Annotated in this window: 18 protein-coding genes; 14 read left to right on the forward strand and 4 right to left on the reverse strand. The window is 70.2% G+C overall.

Features of this window, described 5'->3' with window-relative positions:
- The first annotated feature begins 417 nt into the window (after positions 1-417).
- Positions 418-1,002: a GNAT family N-acetyltransferase gene (locus IR155_RS03610; protein ID WP_135113297.1), complete on the forward strand. Its 585-nt coding sequence runs from the start codon at positions 418-420 to the stop codon at positions 1,000-1,002.
- A 15-nt stretch (positions 1,003-1,017) separates the two neighbouring features.
- On the opposite strand, the gene IR155_RS03615 is transcribed toward IR155_RS03610, so the two are convergent.
- Both IR155_RS03615 and IR155_RS03620 read right to left on the reverse strand, forming a co-directional pair.
- A complete protein-coding gene (locus IR155_RS03615) occupies positions 1,018-1,638 on the reverse strand; it encodes a hypothetical protein (RefSeq protein WP_135113299.1) in 621 nt (206 codons plus the stop codon).
- Between the two features lie 91 nt (positions 1,639-1,729).
- On the reverse strand, positions 1,730-2,515 hold the full coding sequence (locus IR155_RS03620) for a CPBP family glutamic-type intramembrane protease (RefSeq protein ID WP_209306728.1): 786 nt from the start codon (positions 2,513-2,515) through the stop codon (positions 1,730-1,732).
- A gap of 212 nt (positions 2,516-2,727) precedes the next feature.
- On the opposite strand from IR155_RS03620, the gene IR155_RS03625 reads away from it, so the two are divergent.
- The 7 genes from IR155_RS03625 to IR155_RS03655 all read left to right on the forward strand — a co-directional run bounded on the left by IR155_RS03625 (position 2,728) and on the right by IR155_RS03655 (position 11,303).
- Positions 2,728-4,377, forward strand: coding sequence for a peptide ABC transporter substrate-binding protein (locus tag IR155_RS03625; protein WP_135113301.1), 1,650 nt, complete (start codon positions 2,728-2,730; stop codon positions 4,375-4,377).
- A 201-nt stretch (positions 4,378-4,578) separates the two neighbouring features.
- Entirely contained in the window at positions 4,579-5,508 is a 930-nt protein-coding gene (locus IR155_RS03630; protein ID WP_135113302.1) for an ABC transporter permease, read from the forward strand.
- Positions 5,498-6,433 (forward strand): ABC transporter permease, encoded by a 936-nt coding sequence (locus IR155_RS03635; RefSeq protein WP_135113304.1) that lies wholly within the window; start codon positions 5,498-5,500, stop codon positions 6,431-6,433. Before IR155_RS03630 ends, IR155_RS03635 begins: the two co-directional genes overlap by 11 nt.
- Before the next feature lie 17 nt (positions 6,434-6,450).
- Positions 6,451-8,163 carry an ABC transporter ATP-binding protein gene (locus IR155_RS03640; protein ID WP_409366540.1) on the forward strand — a complete coding sequence of 571 codons (1,713 nt, stop codon included), beginning with the start codon at positions 6,451-6,453 and terminating at the stop codon, positions 8,161-8,163.
- Between the two features lie 2 nt (positions 8,164-8,165).
- Positions 8,166-8,717, forward strand: coding sequence for a PH domain-containing protein (locus IR155_RS03645; RefSeq protein WP_135113307.1), 552 nt, complete (start codon positions 8,166-8,168; stop codon positions 8,715-8,717).
- Positions 8,718-8,850: 133 nt separating this feature from the next.
- Positions 8,851-10,764 carry a translational GTPase TypA gene (typA, locus tag IR155_RS03650; RefSeq protein ID WP_135113309.1) on the forward strand — a complete coding sequence of 638 codons (1,914 nt, stop codon included), beginning with the start codon at positions 8,851-8,853 and terminating at the stop codon, positions 10,762-10,764.
- 71 nt (positions 10,765-10,835) lie between these two features.
- Positions 10,836-11,303 (forward strand): NUDIX hydrolase, encoded by a 468-nt coding sequence (locus IR155_RS03655; RefSeq protein ID WP_135113311.1) that lies wholly within the window; start codon positions 10,836-10,838, stop codon positions 11,301-11,303.
- Here IR155_RS03655 and IR155_RS03660 read toward each other — a convergent pair.
- Positions 11,300-11,848, reverse strand: coding sequence for a helix-turn-helix domain-containing protein (locus IR155_RS03660; RefSeq protein ID WP_135113313.1), 549 nt, complete (start codon positions 11,846-11,848; stop codon positions 11,300-11,302). The genes IR155_RS03655 and IR155_RS03660 overlap by 4 nt on opposite strands.
- A 60-nt stretch (positions 11,849-11,908) precedes the next feature.
- Here IR155_RS03660 and IR155_RS03665 point away from each other — a divergent pair, with 60 nt between their 5' ends.
- From IR155_RS03665 to IR155_RS03690, 6 genes are all read left to right on the forward strand, one after another.
- Positions 11,909-12,667: an AzlC family ABC transporter permease gene (locus IR155_RS03665; protein ID WP_135113466.1), complete on the forward strand. Its 759-nt coding sequence runs from the start codon at positions 11,909-11,911 to the stop codon at positions 12,665-12,667.
- Positions 12,664-12,978 carry an AzlD domain-containing protein gene (locus tag IR155_RS03670; RefSeq protein ID WP_135113315.1) on the forward strand — a complete coding sequence of 105 codons (315 nt, stop codon included), beginning with the start codon at positions 12,664-12,666 and terminating at the stop codon, positions 12,976-12,978. Before IR155_RS03665 ends, IR155_RS03670 begins: the two co-directional genes overlap by 4 nt.
- 9 nt (positions 12,979-12,987) lie before the next feature.
- On the forward strand, positions 12,988-13,434 hold the full coding sequence (locus IR155_RS03675) for a histidinol dehydrogenase (protein ID WP_194210289.1): 447 nt from the start codon (positions 12,988-12,990) through the stop codon (positions 13,432-13,434).
- The gene (fdxA, locus tag IR155_RS03680) at positions 13,431-13,757 is read left to right on the forward strand and encodes a ferredoxin (RefSeq protein ID WP_135113317.1); all 327 of its coding nucleotides are present in this window, start codon (positions 13,431-13,433) and stop codon (positions 13,755-13,757) included. Before IR155_RS03675 ends, fdxA begins: the two co-directional genes overlap by 4 nt.
- 10 nt (positions 13,758-13,767) lie before the next feature.
- Positions 13,768-14,877 carry a succinyldiaminopimelate transaminase gene (gene dapC, locus IR155_RS03685; RefSeq protein WP_135113319.1) on the forward strand — a complete coding sequence of 370 codons (1,110 nt, stop codon included), beginning with the start codon at positions 13,768-13,770 and terminating at the stop codon, positions 14,875-14,877.
- A 217-nt stretch (positions 14,878-15,094) separates the two neighbouring features.
- Complete coding sequence (locus tag IR155_RS03690; protein ID WP_135113321.1) at positions 15,095-16,393, forward strand: citrate synthase; 1,299 nt, start codon at positions 15,095-15,097, stop codon at positions 16,391-16,393.
- A 769-nt stretch (positions 16,394-17,162) separates the two neighbouring features.
- Here the strand turns inward: IR155_RS03690 and dapD are convergent.
- The gene (dapD, locus tag IR155_RS03695) at positions 17,163-18,107 is read right to left on the reverse strand and encodes a 2,3,4,5-tetrahydropyridine-2,6-dicarboxylate N-succinyltransferase (RefSeq protein WP_135113323.1); all 945 of its coding nucleotides are present in this window, start codon (positions 18,105-18,107) and stop codon (positions 17,163-17,165) included.
- Positions 18,108-18,191 lie beyond the last annotated feature (84 nt).

Genomic DNA, 18,191 nt, shown 5'->3' on the forward strand with positions numbered 1-18,191 from the left:
GGTCATGTCCGCCTGGCCGGCCACATGGAGGACACCCCGCCCGGGCCGACGGATCAGCCGGTAGACATCGCGTCAGTCGCTGGCAGGGTCAGACCCGAGCGGGGCGTTATCAGTATCAACGTCGCTGACGCTCCATCCGACGATGGACGTCGGGTTCACGAGGTGGTCGGCAGTCGCTGCGCTCCACGGTCGCTTCGCTCCCACATGGGCCGTACATGCGGGGAAGCGAAGCGCCGGGACCCGACCGGAGGGGAGCTGTTCCCCCTCCGGTCGTTGAGCGAGCGAAGCGAGTCGAAACGGTCAGGCCCTCCGGTCGTTGAGCGGGAGTGAGCGCCAGCGAACGGACGTCGAAACGGGCTGAGCGAGCGAGGGACGAGCGAGTCGAAGCCGCCCGGACCCCGCCGATAGATTGAGCCGGTGACCTACAGCGCGACCCCCGTCCTCGAGAACCACATCGTGCGGCTGGAGCCGCTGTCGCAGGACCACCGCGACGACCTCGCCGAGGCCGTCGGCGACCTCGGCGGCACCTGGTACACGCGCATCCCGTCGCCCGACACGATGGCCGCCGAGATCGACCGTCGGCTCGAGGAGCACGAGGCGGGCCGGGTGGCACCCTGGGCCGTGGTCGACGCCCGCACCGGGCGCGCCGTCGGCATGACGACCTACCTGCACCTCGAGCCGGCGCACCGGCGCCTCGAGATCGGATCCACCTGGCTCGGACAAGCCGCGCAGGGGACGGGGATCAACCCCGCCGCGAAGCTGCTGCTGCTCGAGCGGGCGTTCCAGGCGCTCGACTGCCTCGGCGTCGAGCTGCGCACGCACTGGCACAACCACCAGTCGCGCGCGGCGATCGCGCGGCTCGGGGCGAAGCAGGACGGCGTGCTGCGTAGCCACACGATCATGCCCGACGGCATCGTCCGCGACACCGTGGTGTTCTCCATCCTGAACACCGAGTGGCCCGCCGTGCGCGCAGGCCTGCTCCACCGCCTCGCGGGGCGCTGAGCGAGCGGATCCGCGTCAGGCGGCGGCAGAGAGGCGCTCGGGCCCGATCGCGCGGGCGAGCTCGACGATGGCGCCATCGCCCGTGCGGGCGGCCTCTGCCTCGGCGGCCTCGAGCAGCTCGGCCTTCGTGCACAGAGCCGGCTCGTCGTGAAGCGCCGACGGGAGATGGATCGCCGCGCGCAGCAGCGCCAGCGCATCGTCGTAGTCGAGCAGCACAGCCATGTCGAGCACCGTCTGCACGGGCGAGGTGGCCGGCAGCCCGAACACGGTGACGACCTCGCCGGCCGCCGAATCCGGATGCGCGACGAGCCCGGCCACGCCCTCCGGCGCCTCCAGCACGTGGACGTCCTCGAGGTCGTCCTCCGGGAGCGGCAGGCGGTACAGGGCGGCGGCCGAGTGCGCGGCGAACACGAGGTCGGGCTGGGTCAGCGAGACGGCGTAGATCCGCGCGAGCGTGCGGTCGGTGCGCGAGAGCGTGCGCCACCGCCGCGCCGAGAGGTACACGCCGGGGCGCACGGCGACCGCGGCACCCTTGCCGACGGCGCGCTCGAGCCTCGGGAGCCAGCCGTTCTGGCGGGCTTCCTCGGCCACCAGGAGTCCGAACGCGTGTCCGGAGCGACGAGCAAGCAGGAACATGAGGTCAGATTCGCCTACGCGGGCGCGAAACGCACGCGCCACGCGGGAGCAAGGGCTCAAATGACCACTCTCGGCGGCTGTGGACGACCGATCAGAACAGATCGGGGAACGCCGCCGCCGCGAGCGGATACCCGACGAAGGCGATCACGTCGATCACCGTGTGCGCGACGACGAGCGGCATGAGCCGCCCCCAGCGCCGGTAGCACCAGCCGAAGACGATGCCCATCGCGACGTTCCCGACGATCGCGCCGAAGCCCTGGTACGCGTGGTACGCGCCACGCAGCAGCGCCGCGGCGACGATGATCCGCCAGGTTCCCCAGCCGAGGCGAGACAGGCGGTCGCCGAGGTAGCCGATCACGATGACCTCCTCGATGAGGCCGGCACGCAGGGCCGACAGCACGAGGAGCGGCACCGTCCACCAGTCGAGGCCCGCGGGGGACGCCTCGACGGCGACCGTCACGCCGAGCGACCGCCCGGCCGCGTACAGCGCGAGCCCCGGGACGCCGATCGCCGCGACGAGCGCGAGCCCCCGCAGCGCGTCGCCGCCGAAGCGCGCGAAGTCGAGGCCGAGGCGCCGCAGCGCGCTGCGGCCGGGCTCCCACAGCAGGTAGAGGACGAGCCCCACGAGCGCGAGGTCGAACAGCACGTCGAGGAGCCGATACAGGATGTCCCACGCGACGGCCGCGTCGAACGGCGTGTTGAGCTTCGCCGTCTGCTCCGACAGGGGCAGCGGGTCGAGCAGGCGGCGCACGAGCGAGAGCACCGCGTACAGCGCCGACTGGCCGACGGTGATCGCCAGGATGAGCGCGAGTTCGACCCGCAGCCGGGCGCGTGCGTGAGGCGGAGCGGCGGGCGGGAACGGTTCGACGGCACTCACCTGGCAAGCCTGCCACAGGGGCGGATCGGGATATTCCGCACGCTCGTGCTCGGGACCGGTCAGATTGCCCAGTGAAGGCACGCCGCGGTAAAGGCTATGTAACGGTTGTGCGCAACATTTGGGTCAGTCCGTCAAGCCGCTTAGAGTCTTCGCTATCGCTCACGCGTCGCTTCGGCGCCGGGCACTACCCACACCTTCCCCAGGAGGAACCTTTGAAGCGCAACAAGATCGCCCTGGCGGGCATCACGCTGCTCGGTGCGAGCAGCCTGCTTCTCGCCGGCTGCGCGACTGGCGGCAACGGCGAGCCCGCCGGCTCCGAGAGCCCGGCCGAGGGCTCGTCGACCGCCGTCATCACGACCAACGGCTCGGAGCCGCAGAACCCGCTGCTGCCCGCCATGACCAACGAGACCGGCGGCGGCAAGATCCTCGACTCGATCTTCGCCGGCCTGATCACGTACGAGGCCGACGGCTCGGTCGTCAACGACGTCGCCGAGGAGATCACGACCGACTCCCCGACGCAGCTGACCGTCAAGATCCGCGAGGGCCTGAAGTTCACCGACGGTGAAGAGGTCACGGCCGACAACTTCATCAAGGCGTGGAACTTCGCCGCCCAGGCGGAGAGCGCGCACAACGCGGGCTACTTCTTCGAGGACATCGAGGGCTTCGTCGCCGAGGGCGACGTGTACGGCGCCGAGGGCGACATGTCCGGCCTCAAGCAGGTCGACGACTACACCTTCACGATCACGCTGAACAAGCCGGCCTCCGACTTCGCACAGCGTCTCGGCTACTCGGCCTTCTTCCCGCTCCCGGACGTCGCGTTCGAGGACATGGAGGCGTTCGGTCAGAACCCGATCGGCAACGGCCCCTACATGCTCGACGGCGAGGGCGCGTGGCAGCACGACGTCCGCATCGACCTGGCGGTCAACCCCGACTACGACGGTCCGCGCGAGCCGCAGAACGGCGGCCTCGACATCGTCTTCTACGCCACGCAGGACGCGGCGTACGCCGACCTGCTCTCGGGCAACGTCGACGTGATCGACGGCATCCCGGACGCGAGCCTGGAGACCTACGAGTCCGACCTGGGTGACCGCTCGGTCAACCAGCCGGCCGCGATCTTCCAGTCGATGACCATCCCCGAGTGGCTGCCCGGCTTCGCCACCGACGAGGAGGGTCGTCTGCGTCGTGCGGCGATCTCGCACTCGATCGACCGCGCGCAGATCACCGAGGTCGTCTTCAAGGGCACCCGCACGCCCGCGACCGACTACACCTCGCCCGTCATCGACGGCTGGAGCGACGAGGTCCCGGGCAGCGAGGTCCTCGAGTACGACCCGGAGCTCGCCAAGGAGCTGTGGGCCCAGGCCGACGCCATCAAGCCCTACGAGGGCGAGTTCACCATCGCGTACAACGCCGACGGCGGTCACCAGACCTGGGTCGACGCGGTCGCGCAGTCGATCTCGAACACGCTGGGCATCGAGGCCTCGGGCGAGCCGTTCCCGGACTTCGCCTCGTACCTCGACGCTCGTGACAACGAGCAGGTCGGCGCCTTCCGCGCCGGTTGGCAGGCCGACTACCCGGGTCTGTACAACTTCCTCGGCCCGCTGTACGCAACGGGTGCCGGCTCGAACGACGGCAAGTACTCGAGCGAGGAGTTCGACTCGCTGATCGCCGAGGGCATCAGCGCGACGGACCCCGAGGTCGCCAACGCCAAGTTCCAGGAGGCGCAGACCGTGCTGTTCACCGACCTGCCCGCCATCCCGCTGTGGTACTCGAACGTCAACGGCGGCTGGGCTGAGGGCGTCGAGAACGTCGAGTTCGGCTGGAACTCGGTGCCGCTCTTCCACGAGATCACCAAGGCCGAGTAAGACAGGCCGGGAGCAATCCCACCCGCGAGGCGGTGGCGTTCGCGTCACCGCCTCGCCCCATGTGCGGTCGGCCTCTCACACCGCGTTCCCAGGATCGCGGGCAGAGGATTGGCCGCTGAGGGCGCCCGGATGCCGGGCCCCTTTTCCGTGCGTCGACCAACCCGAACGACGCGCTGAGCTTTCCCCGGAAGGAGGGGGAGGATGGCCACCTACATCCTCAGACGGATCCTGCAGCTGATCCCCGTTTTCATCGGCGCCACCGCGCTGATCTACTTCATGGTCTTCGGCATGCCCGGCGACCCGGTCGCCGCACTGTTCGGCGACAAGCAGCCGCCGCCCGCGGTGCTCGAGCAGATCCGCGCGCGGTACATGCTCGACCAGCCGCTGATCGTGCAGTACTTCCACTACCTGATGGGCATCCTGCGCCTCGACTTCGGCACGACGTTCTCCGGTCAGAGCGTGATCGAGATCCTCGGTCGCACGTTCCCGGTGACGCTGCGCCTCGCGACGCTGGCCATCGTGATCGCCTTCGTGCTCTCGATCGTGATCGGCGCCACGTCGGCGCTCCTGAAGGGCACGTGGTACGACCACTTCCAGCTTGTCATCGCGCTGATCTTCATCGCCGTGCCGATCTTCGTGCTCGCCTTCCTCGCGCAGTACTTCCTCGCCGTCCGGCTCGAGTGGTTCCGTCCCACGGTGGGCGCGCAGAACGGGTGGGGCGACCTCTGGCTGCCGGCCCTCGTGCTCGGCTTCAGCGTCTACGCGGCGAGCATGCGCCTCACGCGCTCGTCGATGATCGAGTCGCTCGGCCAGGACTGGGTGCGCACCGCGTACTCGAAGGGCCTGCCCCGCCGCCGGGTCATCCCCGTTCACGTGCTGCGCAACTCGCTCATCCCGATGGTCACCGACACCGCCACGAACTTCGGCATCCTGATGGTCGGCGCGACCGTGACCGAGGGAATCTTCAACGTCCCCGGCGTCGGCAACCAGCTCTTTATGGCCGTCACGAAGCACGAGACCCCGACCGTGGTGTCGTTCGTCACCGTGTTCGTCGTCGTGTACGTGCTCGTCAACCTGCTCGTCGATCTTCTCTACGGCCTGCTCGACCCGAGGATCCGCTATGTCAAGTAACAGCACCCACTACGTCGCCCCCGTCAAGGCCGACGTCGTCGTCGACGCCGTCCGGCTCAGCGACAAGAAGAGCAACCTCTGGCTCGACGCATGGCGCGACCTGCGTCACCGCCCGCTGTTCTGGCTCTCGGTCGTCGTGTGCGTCCTGGTCATCATCGTGGCGACCCTGCCGAGCATGTTCACCGCCTTCCCGCCCTCCGGGCCGCAGGCGTGCGACCTCAGCAACAGCAACGGCGGCCCGACGGCCGGGCACCCGCTCGGCTACACCTTCCAGGGCTGCGACGTCTGGTCGCGCCTCGTGCACGGCGCCAGCGTGTCGATCGCCGTCGGCGTGATGGCGACCATCATCGGCACCGTCATCGGCGTGATCATGGGCGCCCTCGCCGGCTTCTACGGCGGCTTCCTCGACTCGCTGCTCTCGCGCGTCGGCGACATCTTCTTCACGATCCCCTACATCGTCGCGGCGATCGTGGTCATGACGGTGCTGAAGGAGCACCGCAGCGAGCTCGTCCTCGCCTTCGCGATCGGCGGCTTCTCGTGGGCGTCGACCGCCCGCCTGATGCGCGCCGAGGTGCTGCGCGTGAAGCAGTCGGACTTCGTGATGGCGTCGATCTCGCTCGGCCTGACCCGCTTCAAGACGCTGCTCGTCCACGTCATGCCCAACGCCCTCGCGCCGATCATCGTCGTGGCGACCGTCGGCCTCGGCCAGGCGATCGTGGCGGAGGCGACCCTGTCGTTCCTCGGCGTCGGCCTCGGCGGCGTCTCGTGGGGCGCCGACATCGCGAACGCGCAGAGCTCGATCCGCACCTCTCCCATGGCGCTGTTCTGGCCGTCGCTCGCCCTGACCGTCACCGTGCTCGCGTTCGTCACGCTCGGTGAGCTGATGCGCGACGCGCTCGACCCGAAGGCGAGGGCCCAGCGATGAGCGCATCCGATGTCCCGATGACGCGCGCCGGCGTGCGCGCGGCCACCAAGGAGAACCCTGTGTCGGGAGGCACCGTGTCCGAGCCGCTTCTGAAGATCCGGGACCTGAAGGTCTCGTTCGGCACCGGAAAGAAGGCCCGCGAGGTCCTGCACGGCGTCGACCTGGAGATCCACCCGGGCGAGACCGTCGCGATCGTCGGCGAGTCGGGCTCCGGTAAGTCGACGACGGCCGCCGCGGTCATCGACCTGCTCCCCGGCACCGGACAGGTGACGGGCGGCAGCATCATGCTCGACGGCGTCGAGCTGACGACGGCGAGCCGCCGCGAGATGGAATCGATCCGTGGCCGCGAGATCGGCTACGTGCCGCAGGACCCGATGTCGAACCTCAACCCCGTGTGGTCGATCGGCTTCCAGGTGGAGGAGGCGGTCCGTGCGAACGGGCTCGCCACCGGCCGCAAGGAGGTCCGCGCCCGTGCGATCGAGGTGCTGAAGCAGGCCGGCCTCGCCGACGCCGAGCGGCGCCTTCACCAGTTCCCGCACCAGTTCTCGGGCGGCATGCGCCAGCGCGCGCTCATCGGCATCGGCCTCGCGGCCGACCCGAAGCTGCTCATCGCGGACGAGCCGACGAGCGCCCTGGATGTGACCGTCCAGCGCGTGATCCTGGATCACCTCGCCTCGCTCACGCGTGAGAAGGGCACCGCGGTGCTGTTCATCACGCACGACCTGGGACTCGCGGCAGACCGCGCCGACCGGATCATCGTGATGAACCAGGGCGAGATCGTCGAGGCGGGCCCGAGCCGGCTCATCCTCGAGAACCCGCAGCACCCCTACACGCAGCGCCTCGTGGCGGCCGCGCCGAGCCTCGCCTCGCAGCGCATCCAGGCCGACGTCCAGGAGCGCGGCGTGGAGACGCTCGAGGAGGTCACCGACGCCCACCCCGTCGTCGAGGTGCGCGACCTCGTGAAGGACTACCGGATCCGCAAGGGCGGCTTCCGCAGCGAGCCCTTCCGCGCGGTCGACGGCGTCTCGTTCAAGATCCCGCGCGGCAAGACCCTCGCCCTCGTCGGCGAGTCGGGATCGGGCAAGTCGACGGTCGCGAAGATGGTGCTCCAGCTCGAGTCGGTCACGAGCGGCGAGATCCTGTTCGACGGCAAGGACACAACGACGATGGGGGCGAAGGACGTCTTCGCGCTCCGCAGCCGCATGCAGCCGGTGTTCCAGGACCCGTACGGCTCCCTGGATCCGCTGCGCAGCATCGGCCACCTGATCGCCGAGCCCCTCAAGGTGCACGGCGTCGGCGACGAGAAGTCCCGCCAGGCGCGCGTGTTCGAGCTGCTCGAGCAGGTGTCGCTCCCGCGTGAGCTCGCCTGGCGCTACCCGAACGAGCTCTCGGGCGGACAGCGCCAGCGCATCGCGATCGCGCGCGCCCTCGCGCTGAAGCCCTCGATCGTCGTGCTCGACGAGGCCGTCTCGGCGCTCGACGTGCTCGTGCAGGACCAGATCCTGAAGCTCCTCGCGGAGCTGCAGGCCGAACTGGGCCTGACGTACCTGTTCATCACGCACGACCTCGCGGTCGTGCGCGTCGCGGCCGACCTGGTCTGCGTCATGGAGCAGGGGCGCGTCGTCGAGCAGGGAACCGTCGACGAGATCTTCGCGTCGCCCAAGGAGGCGTACACGCAGCGCCTGCTCGACGCGATCCCCGGCGCCTCGGTCGACCTCGCCGGCCGCTGAGCGTGACCGGCACCCGCATCCTCCGCTCGGCCACGGGCCTCATCTGGCTCGTGGCCGTGGCGGCGGTCGTGCTGTTCCTGCTCGGCGACGTCGTCGTGCGGGGGGGCTGGCTGCAGGCGCTGCTGATCGCGCCGTGGCTGCTCATCCCGGTGTGGGCCGTCTACGCGTTCCTCTACGCCCCGCACATCGCGGTCGACGAGGAGCGGATCCGGGTGCACAACATCCTGCGCACGATCGACCTTCCCTGGTCGACGGTCGACGACGTCGTGATGCGCTGGCAGCTCGAGCTTCACCTCTCCGCCGACGCGGCCGCGACCGGCGTCGGCGGGCGCAAGGGGATCGTGGAGGCCTGGTCGTTCTCCCGCCGCTGGCGCGGAGCGGGCGCGAAGCGCACCGACGACACCGCCGTCACGCTCGACGTGATCCGCGGCCTCCACGCATCGGCGGGCCGTCAGCCCGGTGCGCGTCCCACGGTGACCTGGGACCTGCGGACGATCGCCATCGGGGCCGCGATCGTCGTCGCGTGCGTCGCCGCGATGCTCATCGCCGGCTGATCGCAGCCTCGCCCGCCCTGTCACCGGCGTCCGTTCAGGGCCCGGATGCCGTCGCGCGGTACTATTGAGGTGCTCGGTTCCGGGCCATCCTCATTTCTGAGCCACACACTTCCTCTCCAGCTAAGGATCATCCATGGCGCGCGCCCTCCGTTCCGACCTCCGCAACGTCGCGATCGTCGCGCACGTCGACCACGGCAAGACGACCCTCGTCGACGCCATGCTGCGCCAGACCGGATCGTTCGGATCGCACGAGCACCTCGAAGAGCGCGCGATGGACTCGAACGACCTCGAGCGTGAGAAGGGCATCACGATCCTCGCCAAGAACACGGCGATCACGTACAAGGGCAAGCACACCGACGCCCCGATCACCATCAACGTGATCGACACCCCGGGCCACGCCGACTTCGGCGGCGAGGTCGAGCGCGGCCTGTCGATGGTCGACGGCGTCGTGCTGCTCGTCGACGCGTCGGAGGGCCCCCTCCCGCAGACCCGCTTCGTGCTGCGCAAGGCGCTCGAGGCGAAGCTGCCGGTCATCCTGCTCGTGAACAAGACCGACCGCCCCGACGCGCGCATCGCCGCCGTCGAGGAGGAGGCCCACGACCTGCTGCTGGGCCTTGCCAGCGACCTCCAGGACGACGTGCCCGACCTCGACGTCGACGCGCTGCTCGACGTCCCGGTCGTCTACGCCTCGGGCCGCGCGGGAGCCGCCTCCCGCAACCGCCCGGCCGACGGCTCGCTTCCCGACAACGACGACCTCGAGCCGCTGTTCGAGGCGATCCTCCAGCACGTGCCGGCCCCGTCGTACGACGACGAGGCGCCCCTGCAGGCCTGGGTCACGAACCTCGACTCCTCGTCGTTCCTCGGCCGCCTCGCGCTGCTGCGCGTCTTCAACGGCGAGCTGAAGAAGGGCCAGACCGTCGCCTGGGTGCGCGCCGACGGCACCGTGCAGAACGCCCGCATCACCGAGCTGCTGATGACCAAGGCGCTCGACCGCTACCCGGCCGAGAAGGCCGGCCCCGGCGACATCGCCGTGATCGCGGGCTTCGAGGACATCATGATCGGCGAGACCATCGCCGACCCCAACGACGTGCGCCCGCTGCCGCGCATCGAGGTCGACGAGCCGTCGATCTCGATGACGATCGGCACCAACACCTCGCCGCTCGTCGGCAAGGTGAAGGGCCATAAGCTCACCGCCCGCATGGTCAAGGAGCGCCTCGACCGCGAGCTCATCGGAAACGTGTCCATCCGCGTGAAGGACATCGGCCGCCCCGACGCGTGGGAGGTGCAGGGCCGCGGCGAGCTGCAGCTCGCCATCCTGGTCGAGAACATGCGCCGCGAGGGCTTCGAGCTCACCGTGGGCAAGCCCCAGGTTGTCACCCGCAAGGGCGAGAACGGCAAGGTCCAAGAGCCCTTCGAGCACCTGACGATCGACGTCCCCGAGGAGCACCTCGGCGCCGTGACCCAGCTCATGGCGAACCGCAAGGGCCGCATGGAGAACATGGTCAACCACGGCACCGGCTGGATCCGCATGGAGTTCATCGTTCCGTCGCGCGGTCTCATCGGCTTCCGCACCGAGTTCCTCTCGATCACGCGCGGCACGGGCATCGCCAACGCCATCTCGCACGGCTACGACGACTGGGCGGGCCAGATCGTCGCGCGCCAGAACGGCTCGATCGTCGCCGACCGCGCCGGCGTCGTGACGCCATTCGCCATCATCGGCCTGCAGGAGCGCATGTCGTTCTTCGTCCGCCCGACCGAAGAGGTCTACGAGGGCATGGTCGTGGGCGAGAACTCGCGCGCCGACGACATGGACGTGAACATCACCAAGGAGAAGAAGCTCACCAACATGCGCTCCGCGACGGCCGACTCCTTCGAGTCGATGACGCCGCCGCGCCTGCTCTCGCTGGAGGAGTCGCTCGAGTTCGCCCGCGAGGACGAGTGCGTCGAGGTCACGCCGGAGGCAGTGCGCATCCGCAAGGTGGTCCTCGACGCGACCGAGCGCGGCCGCGCCGCCTCGCGCCTGAAGCGCCAGGACGCCAACGCCTGACCCGCATCGCGAACGGCCGGACGGTTCTCCGTCCGGCCGTTCGGCGTCTCCGGCGTCCGTAGGATCGGGATATGCCGACTCCCGAGTTCGTCCTGTCCCTGCGCGCGAAGATCGGGACGGATCCGCTGTGGCTGAGCGGGGTGACCGCGGTCGTGCTGCGCGGCGACGAGGTGCTGCTCGTCCGCCGCGCGGACAACGGGCACCTCACGCCCGTGACGGGGATCATCGACCCCGGTGAGGAGCCGGCGGTCGCCGCCGAGCGCGAGGTGCTCGAGGAGGCGGGTGTCGTCGCCGAGGCCGAGTCGCTCGTGTGGGTGCACACCCTGCCGCCGATGGAGTACGACAACGGCGACCAGGCGCAGTACCTCGACATCGTGTTCCGCTGCCGGTACGTCTCGGGGGAGCCTCACCCGGCGGACGGCGAGAACTCCGAGGCGCTGTGGCGGAGGCTGGATGACCTGGCCGATGTGAGCGCCGAGATGCGCGAGCGCATCCTGCTCGCCGCCTCGAACCCGGGCGCGGCCCGCTTCGAGCGTTAGCGCAGCTCGGAGATGAGCACGGCGCTGGTGCCCGGCGCGAGGGCCTCGAAGACGTGGGGAACGTCGCCGGCGTAGGCGAGGTAGTCGCCGGGCTCGAGCTCGATGGGGGCGTCGGCGGGGCCGACCGCCGCCCGGCCGGAGACCAGGATGACGTGCTCGGTCGTCCCCTGATGGTGGGGGTCGGAGCGCCGCGGCTCGCCCGGGTCGGCGTGGATCAGGTACACGTCACGCCGCGCGCCGGGGGGAGAGGCAGCGAGCAGCGTCGCGCTGTACGCCGCGGCCGCCGAGGGGACGCCGGAGTGGTCCGACGCGCGGATCAGCGTCGGCGCGCTCGCCTGCTGGTCGACAAGCACCGCGAACGGCACGCCGAGCGCGACGCCGAGCGCCCAGAGCGTCTCGACGCTCGGGTTCCCCGCGCCGTTCTCGAGCTGCGAAACCGTCGCCTTCGAGATGCCGGCGCGACGGGCGAGCTCGGAGACGGACAGCCCGGCGGCCTCGCGCTCACGGCGCAGCGTGCGGGCGATTCGCGGTCGGAGATCCTCCATGCCGTTCATCATGCCAAACGCTCGTTCGGTTTGACGGACATGGACGGGGTGTTCAGAATGATGGATGTGCGTTCAGTTCAGCGAACGCGACCCGTACAGCGGGTCGCGACCCCCGAGGAGCGGGGCGCGTGGCGCCAGGGCGTCGCGGTTGCGGTGGCGACCGGCGCCTACGGCGTCTCGTTCGGCGCGCTGTCGGTCCTCGCCGGGCTCGACGTCTGGCAGACGTGCGTGCTGAGCCTGCTGATGTTCACCGGCGGATCGCAGTTCGCGTTCGTGGGCGTGATCGCCTCCGGCGGCCTCGCCGCCGCGCCCGCCGCGATCGGCTCGGCCGTGCTGCTGGGCCTTCGCAACGTGGCGTACGCCGTGCGGATGAACCCGATCGTCGGCCTGTCGTGGTGGCACCGGCTCGCCGCGGCGCAGTTCACGATCGACGAGTCCACCGCCGTCGCACTCGCGCACACCGAGCCCCGCGCCCGCCGCATCGGGTTCTGGGTGACCGGCATCGGCATCTATCTCGGCTGGAACGCCACCACCCTCGCCGGAGCGCTCCTCGGCGACGTGCTGGGCGACGTCCGCGCGTACGGGCTCGACGCCGCGGCGGCCGCCGCATTCCTCGCGCTGCTGTGGCCGCGCCTGCGGTCGCGACAGGCGGTCGCCGTCGGGGTCGCCGCCGCGATCGTCGCCGCGTCGCTGACACCCTGGCTCATGCCGGGCCTGCCCGTGATGATCGCCGCGCTGGTCGCGCTCGTCGTCGGCTGGTTCAACTGGCTCGGCGCCCGAGATGTGAGCGGCGGCCCGGCGGGGGAGGAGAGGCGATGACGATGTGGACCGCCGTCCTGATCGCCGCGATCGCCTGCGTCGTCCTGAAGCTCGCGGGATACCTCGTGCCGACCGACTGGCTCGAGCGCGAGCGGCCGGCGCGCATCACCGACCTCCTGACCGTCGCGCTGCTCGCCTCGCTCGTGGCCGTGCAGACCCTCGGGTCGGGGATGGCCGTCGTCGTCGACGCGCGCGTGCCGGCCGTCCTCGTCGCGGGCATCCTGCTCTGGCTGCGTGCCCCCTTCCTCGTCGTGGTCGTCGCCGCGGCGCTGGTCGCCGCCCTCCTGCGTCTTGTCGGCTGGGCCGCGTAGCCTGGAACGATGCGCCGTCCCTGGCTGAATCGCCTCGCCCTCGCCGTCCTCGCCCTCGTCACGGGCGGGATCTTCGGGGTGGCGGGGACGATCGCGCACGCATACGTGCTCGGTGTGATCCCGGTCGGGCTCATCCTGGCGCTGCTCGGCTGCGCCGCCCTGCTGATCGGCCTGCGCCTGCTGCTGGAGGACCGCTGGATCACCTGGATCGCCGGGCTCGGCATGCTCGCGATGCTGCTCGTGTACTCGGGAAGGGGACCGGGCGGATCCGTTGTGGTTCCGGAGCCCGCCGAGGGCGCCTTCCCGATCGGCATCGTGTGGACCTACGCGCTGACCGGGGTGGTGCTGCTCGCCGGCGCGTGGCCCGACATGTCGCGTCTGCGGATGGCGCCGCCGGGCGCGACGACCGGTGGTGCCGAGGACGGGTCTCCGGGGACGCGTAGAATCGATCCGTGACTTATGTGATCGCGTTGCCGTGTGTGGATGTCAAGGATCGCGCGTGCATCGACGAGTGTCCGGTCGACTGCATCTACGAGGGTGAGCGCAGCCTCTACATCCACCCGGACGAGTGCGTCGACTGCGGCGCGTGCGAGCCGGTGTGCCCGGTCGAGGCGATCTACTACGAGGACGACCTCCCCGACGAGTGGCAGGACTACTACAAGGCGAACGTCGAGTTCTTCGACGAGATCGGCTCCCCGGGCGGCGCCGCGAAGGTCGGCGTGATCCCCAAGGACCACCCGATCATCGCCGCCCTGCCCCCGCAGGCCGACGCCCACTGAGCGCGGCGTCGTGAGCGTCAAGGACCTCGCCGACTACCCCTGGGACGCCGTCGCCCCCTACGCCGAGCGCGCCCGCGCGCACGCCGACGGGATCTGCGACCTGTCGATCGGCTCGCCGGTCGACCCCACCCCCGACGTCGTGCGCCGCGCCCTCGCCGAGGCGACCGACGCGCACGCCTACCCGCAGACGGTCGGCACGCCGCAGCTGCGCGAGGCGATCGCCGCCTGGTTCGACCGACGCCGGGGAGTGCCGGGCCTCGAGCCGCGCAACGTGCTGCCGACCATCGGCTCGAAGGAGCTGGTGGCGCTGCTGCCGACGCTGCTGGGCCTCGGCGAGGGTGACATCGTCGTGTATCCCCGCGCGGCGTACCCGACCTACGAGGTGGGCGCCCGGGTCGCCGGCGCGACGCCTCTCGCGTCGGATGAGCCCGACGAGTGGCCCGAGGGCACGAAGCTGATCTGGATCAACTCGCCCGGCAACCCCGACGGCCGCGTCTGGAGCGTCGACGAGCTGCGCCGTGCGGTGGCGCGGGCACGCGAGCTCGGCGCGGTGATCGCCGGCGACGAGTGCTACGCCGAACTCGGCTGGGACGCGCCCTGGGATGTCGAGCCGGTGCCGAGCATCCTGGATCCGCGTGTCATCGGCGACAGCCGCGCGAACGTGCTGAGCGTGTACTCCCTGAGCAAGCAATCGAACCTCGCGGGCTACCGCGCGGCGTTCGTCGCCGGATGCGCGCGCATCGTCGGCGACCTGCTCACGGCCCGCAAGCACCTCGGTCTCATGCCTCCCGGTCCCGTGCAGCACGCGATGGCCGCGGCGCTCGGCGACGACGCGCACGTCGCCGAGCAGAAGGAGCGCTACCGCGCGCGGCGCGACATCCTGCGGCCGGCGCTGGAAGCCGCGGGCTTCACGATCGACCGCAGCGAGGCGGGGCTGTACCTCTGGGCGACCGAGGGACGCGACGCCTGGGAGTCGATGGGACGCCTCGCCGACCTCGGCATCCTGGCCGGCCCCGGGGTCTTCTACGGCCCGTTCTTCCCGCAGCATGTGCGCCTGTCGCTCACGGCGAGCGACGAGCGGATCGCCGCGGCAGCCGCGCGTCTTCGCGCCGCCCGCTGACCTTTTCTCGGCCGCCGAGCGCCGGATTTCGTCGGATCCGTCAACGGATCCGCCCGGAGTTCGGCGGGTGTCACAGGTGTGGTTCGCGGCGGATAGGCTGTACGAGGCCATCCGGCAGACCGGGGGCCGACAAGGCGCGCTGTCGTGAACGACGGCGGCGGGCCGAGACTCCCTTGACAGCGACACGATTCGCGACTGCATATCGCAAGGAGGCGCCGTGAGCGACGCGGGACAGCTGCCCGACAAGGCCACCCTGACCATCGGTGACAAGACCGCCGAATTCCCGGTGCTGCCGGCGACCAACGGGGCGTCGAGCATCGACGTCTCCACCCTGACCCGTCAGACCGGGTTCACGACCCTCGACTACGGGTTCGTGAACACCGCGGCGACGAAGTCGGACATCACCTACATCGACGGCGACAAGGGCATCCTGCGCTACCGCGGCTATCCGATCGACCACCTCGCCACGCACTCGAGCTACCTCGAGGTCGCCTGGCTGCTGATCTACGGCGAGCTTCCCACCGCCGACCAGCTGGCGGAGTTCGACGACAAGATCCGCCACCACACGCTGCTCCACGAGGACCTGAAGGACCGGTTCTTCACGGCGCTGCCGCACACCGCGCACCCGATGGCGGTGCTCTCCTCGGGCGTCTCGGCTCTCTCGACCTACTACGAGAACGAGTCCGACCCGAACAACCCCGAGCACGTCGAGCTCAACATGATCCGCCTGCTCGCGAAGCTGCCGGTCATCGCCGCGTATGCCCACAAGAAGAGTGTCGGTCAGGCGTTCCTCTACCCGGACAACTCGCTGAGCTTCGTCGACAACTTCCTGAAGCTGAACTTCGGCGTCCGCAGCGAGGACTACCAGGTCGACCCGGTCATGTCGCGCGCGCTCGAGCGCCTGCTCATCCTTCACGAGGACCACGAGCAGAACGCCTCGACCTCGACCGTGCGCCTCGTCGGCTCGACCGGTGCTGACCAGTTCGCGTCGATCTCGGCCGGCATCCACGCTCTCTCCGGCCCGCTGCACGGCGGCGCCAACGAGGCCGTGCTGACGATGCTCGCGCAGATCCAGGAGTCGGGCGGCGGCGTCAAGCGCTTCGTCGAGAAGGTCAAGAACAAGGAAGACGGCGTGAAGCTCATGGGCTTCGGGCACCGCGTCTACAAGAACTACGACCCGCGCGCCACGATCGTGAAGCAGTCGGCCGACGAGGTGCTCGAGCAGCTCGGTGTGCACGACCCGCTGCTCGACCTCGCCAAGGAGCTCGAGACGATCGCGCTGGAGGACGACTACTTCAAGGAGCGTCGCCTCTACCCGAACGTCGACTTCTACACGGGCGTCATTTACAAGGCGATGGGCTTCCCGACCCGGATGTTCACCGTGCTCTTCGCGATCGGCCGCCTTCCCGGCTGGCTCGCGCACTGGCGCGAGCTTCACCAGGACCCCAAGACCAAGATCGGTCGCCCGCAGCAGCTCTACACGGGCTCGCCGGAGCGCTCGTACCCCGGCGCCTGAAACGGTGATGAGAACGGCCGCAACCCCTCGGGGCTGCGGCCGTTCTTCTGTGCCCCGTCCGGTCGTTGAGCGACCGAGCGCCAGCGAGGGAGTCGAAACGGTAGAGCCGGCCCGCGGCTTCGCCCCTGGTGGGGTCCGGGCGGTTTCGACTCGCTCCGCTCGCTCAACCAGCAATGGGGGAGCACCCGCATCGACCCCCTCCGGTCGTTGAGCGACCGAGCGCCAGCGAGGGAGTCGAAACGGTAGAGCCGCTCCTCGGCTTCGGCCCTGGTGGGGTCCGGGCGGTTTCGACTCGCTTCGCTCGCTCAACCAGCAATGGGGGCAGCACCCGCATCGACCCCCTCCGGTCGTTGAGCGACCGAGCGCCAGCGAGGGAGTCGAAACGGTAGAGCCGGCCCGCGGCTTCGCCCCTGGTGGGGTCCGGTCGGTTTCGACTCGCTCCGCTCGCTCAACCAGCAATGGGGGAGCACCCGCATCGACCCCCTCCGGTCGTTGAGCGACCGAGCGCCAGCGAGGGAGTCGAAACGGTAGAGCCGCTCCTCGGCTTCGCCCCTGGCTGGGTCCGGGCGGTTTCGACTCGCTTCGCTCGCTCAACCAGCAATGGTGGGGCAGCAAGCACCTACCGAAGCGCCCCACGTGCGACCGAAGGGAGCGTGCCGCGGATGCGGCCAACCAGCGCGCCCGGACGGAGCGAAGCGACGTCACATCGAGCGCGAGTGCCGCCGCGAAGCGGCCGGCCGAGCGATCGATCGCGCGCGGCCAAAGAAAATCAGTGCAGCGCCGGGTTCAGCGTCACGCCGACGCCGGAGCGGCGGCGGGCCTCGATCGCGCCGGTGAGCGAGTTGCGGATGTAGAGGAGGCCGCTCGATCCCGAGAGCTGCGCGCCCTTGGCGACGCGGACGGATCCGTCCTCCAGCGGGGGCTCGTCGACGAGGAGGATCTTCGTGCCGGCCGTGATGTAGAGGCCCGCCTCGACGACGCAGTCGTCGCCGATCGAGATGCCGACGCCCGCGTTGGCGCCGAGCAGCGAGCGCTCGCCGAACGAGACGCGGTGCTTGCCGCCGCCCGAGAGGGTTCCCATGATCGACGAGCCGCCGCCGATGTCGGAGCCGTCGCCGATGACGACGCCCTGCGAGATGCGTCCCTCGATCATCGAGACGCCGAGCGTGCCGGCGTTGAAGTTGACGAAGCCCTCGTGCATCACGACGGTGCCGGGGGAGAGGTAGGCGCCGAGCCGCACGCGCGACGCGTCGGCGATGCGCACGCCCTCGGGCGCGACGTAGTCGGTCAGGCGCGGGAACTTGTCGAGCGAGACGATCTGCACGCCGTCGCGCTGGAGGTAGGGGCGCAGGCGCACCGCGTCGTCGGGGTGCATCGGGCCCGCGTTGGTCCAGGCGACGGTCGGCAGGTGCGCGAAGATCCCGTCGAGGTTCAGCTCGTTGGGCCGCACCAGGCGGTGCGACAGCGCGTGGAGACGAAGGTACGCGTCCGGCGTCGATGCGGGGGCGACGTCGAGGTCGATCTCGAGGGTCACCACCTCGACCGTCACGTTGCGGCGGTCGTCGGGCGCCGCGAGCCGGTCGAGGCGCTCGACGTCATCGCTCAGGTCGCCTCCGCGGCCCGCGTGCGGCGACGGGAACCAGGTGTCGAGCACGGTTCCGTCCGCGGCGACCGTGGCGAGTCCGACTCCTGACACCCAGCGCTCAGCATCCATGTCTCGATTCTAGGGAGGGCCCGCCGCTCGCGCGCTCGGGTGACGTCACGATCGCTCGGGATCGTCCCGGCTCGGGCGAGGCGG

The organism is Microbacterium paludicola (assembly GCF_015235415.1).
Taxonomy (GTDB): domain Bacteria; phylum Actinomycetota; class Actinomycetes; order Actinomycetales; family Microbacteriaceae; genus Microbacterium; species Microbacterium paludicola.

Bases quoted from the DNA above. Each gene is read 5' to 3' on its own strand.
- IR155_RS03675 (WP_194210289.1), top strand. From the start codon at position 12,988: ATGCGCCGTCCCTGGCTGAATCGCCTCGCCCTCGCCGTCCTCGCCCTC.
- IR155_RS03660 (WP_135113313.1), bottom strand. From the start codon at position 11,848: ATGGAGGATCTCCGACCGCGAATCGCCCGCACGCTGCGCCGTGAGCGC.
- IR155_RS03630 (WP_135113302.1), top strand. From the start codon at position 4,579: ATGGCCACCTACATCCTCAGACGGATCCTGCAGCTGATCCCCGTTTTC.
- IR155_RS03670 (WP_135113315.1), top strand. From the start codon at position 12,664: ATGACGATGTGGACCGCCGTCCTGATCGCCGCGATCGCCTGCGTCGTC.
- IR155_RS03635 (WP_135113304.1), top strand. From the start codon at position 5,498: ATGTCAAGTAACAGCACCCACTACGTCGCCCCCGTCAAGGCCGACGTC.
- IR155_RS03665 (WP_135113466.1), top strand. From the start codon at position 11,909: ATGGATGTGCGTTCAGTTCAGCGAACGCGACCCGTACAGCGGGTCGCG.
- typA (WP_135113309.1), top strand. From the start codon at position 8,851: ATGGCGCGCGCCCTCCGTTCCGACCTCCGCAACGTCGCGATCGTCGCG.
- IR155_RS03615 (WP_135113299.1), bottom strand. From the start codon at position 1,638: ATGTTCCTGCTTGCTCGTCGCTCCGGACACGCGTTCGGACTCCTGGTG.
- dapD (WP_135113323.1), bottom strand. From the start codon at position 18,107: ATGGATGCTGAGCGCTGGGTGTCAGGAGTCGGACTCGCCACGGTCGCC.
- IR155_RS03640 (WP_409366540.1), top strand. From the start codon at position 6,451: ATGACGCGCGCCGGCGTGCGCGCGGCCACCAAGGAGAACCCTGTGTCG.
- IR155_RS03655 (WP_135113311.1), top strand. From the start codon at position 10,836: ATGCCGACTCCCGAGTTCGTCCTGTCCCTGCGCGCGAAGATCGGGACG.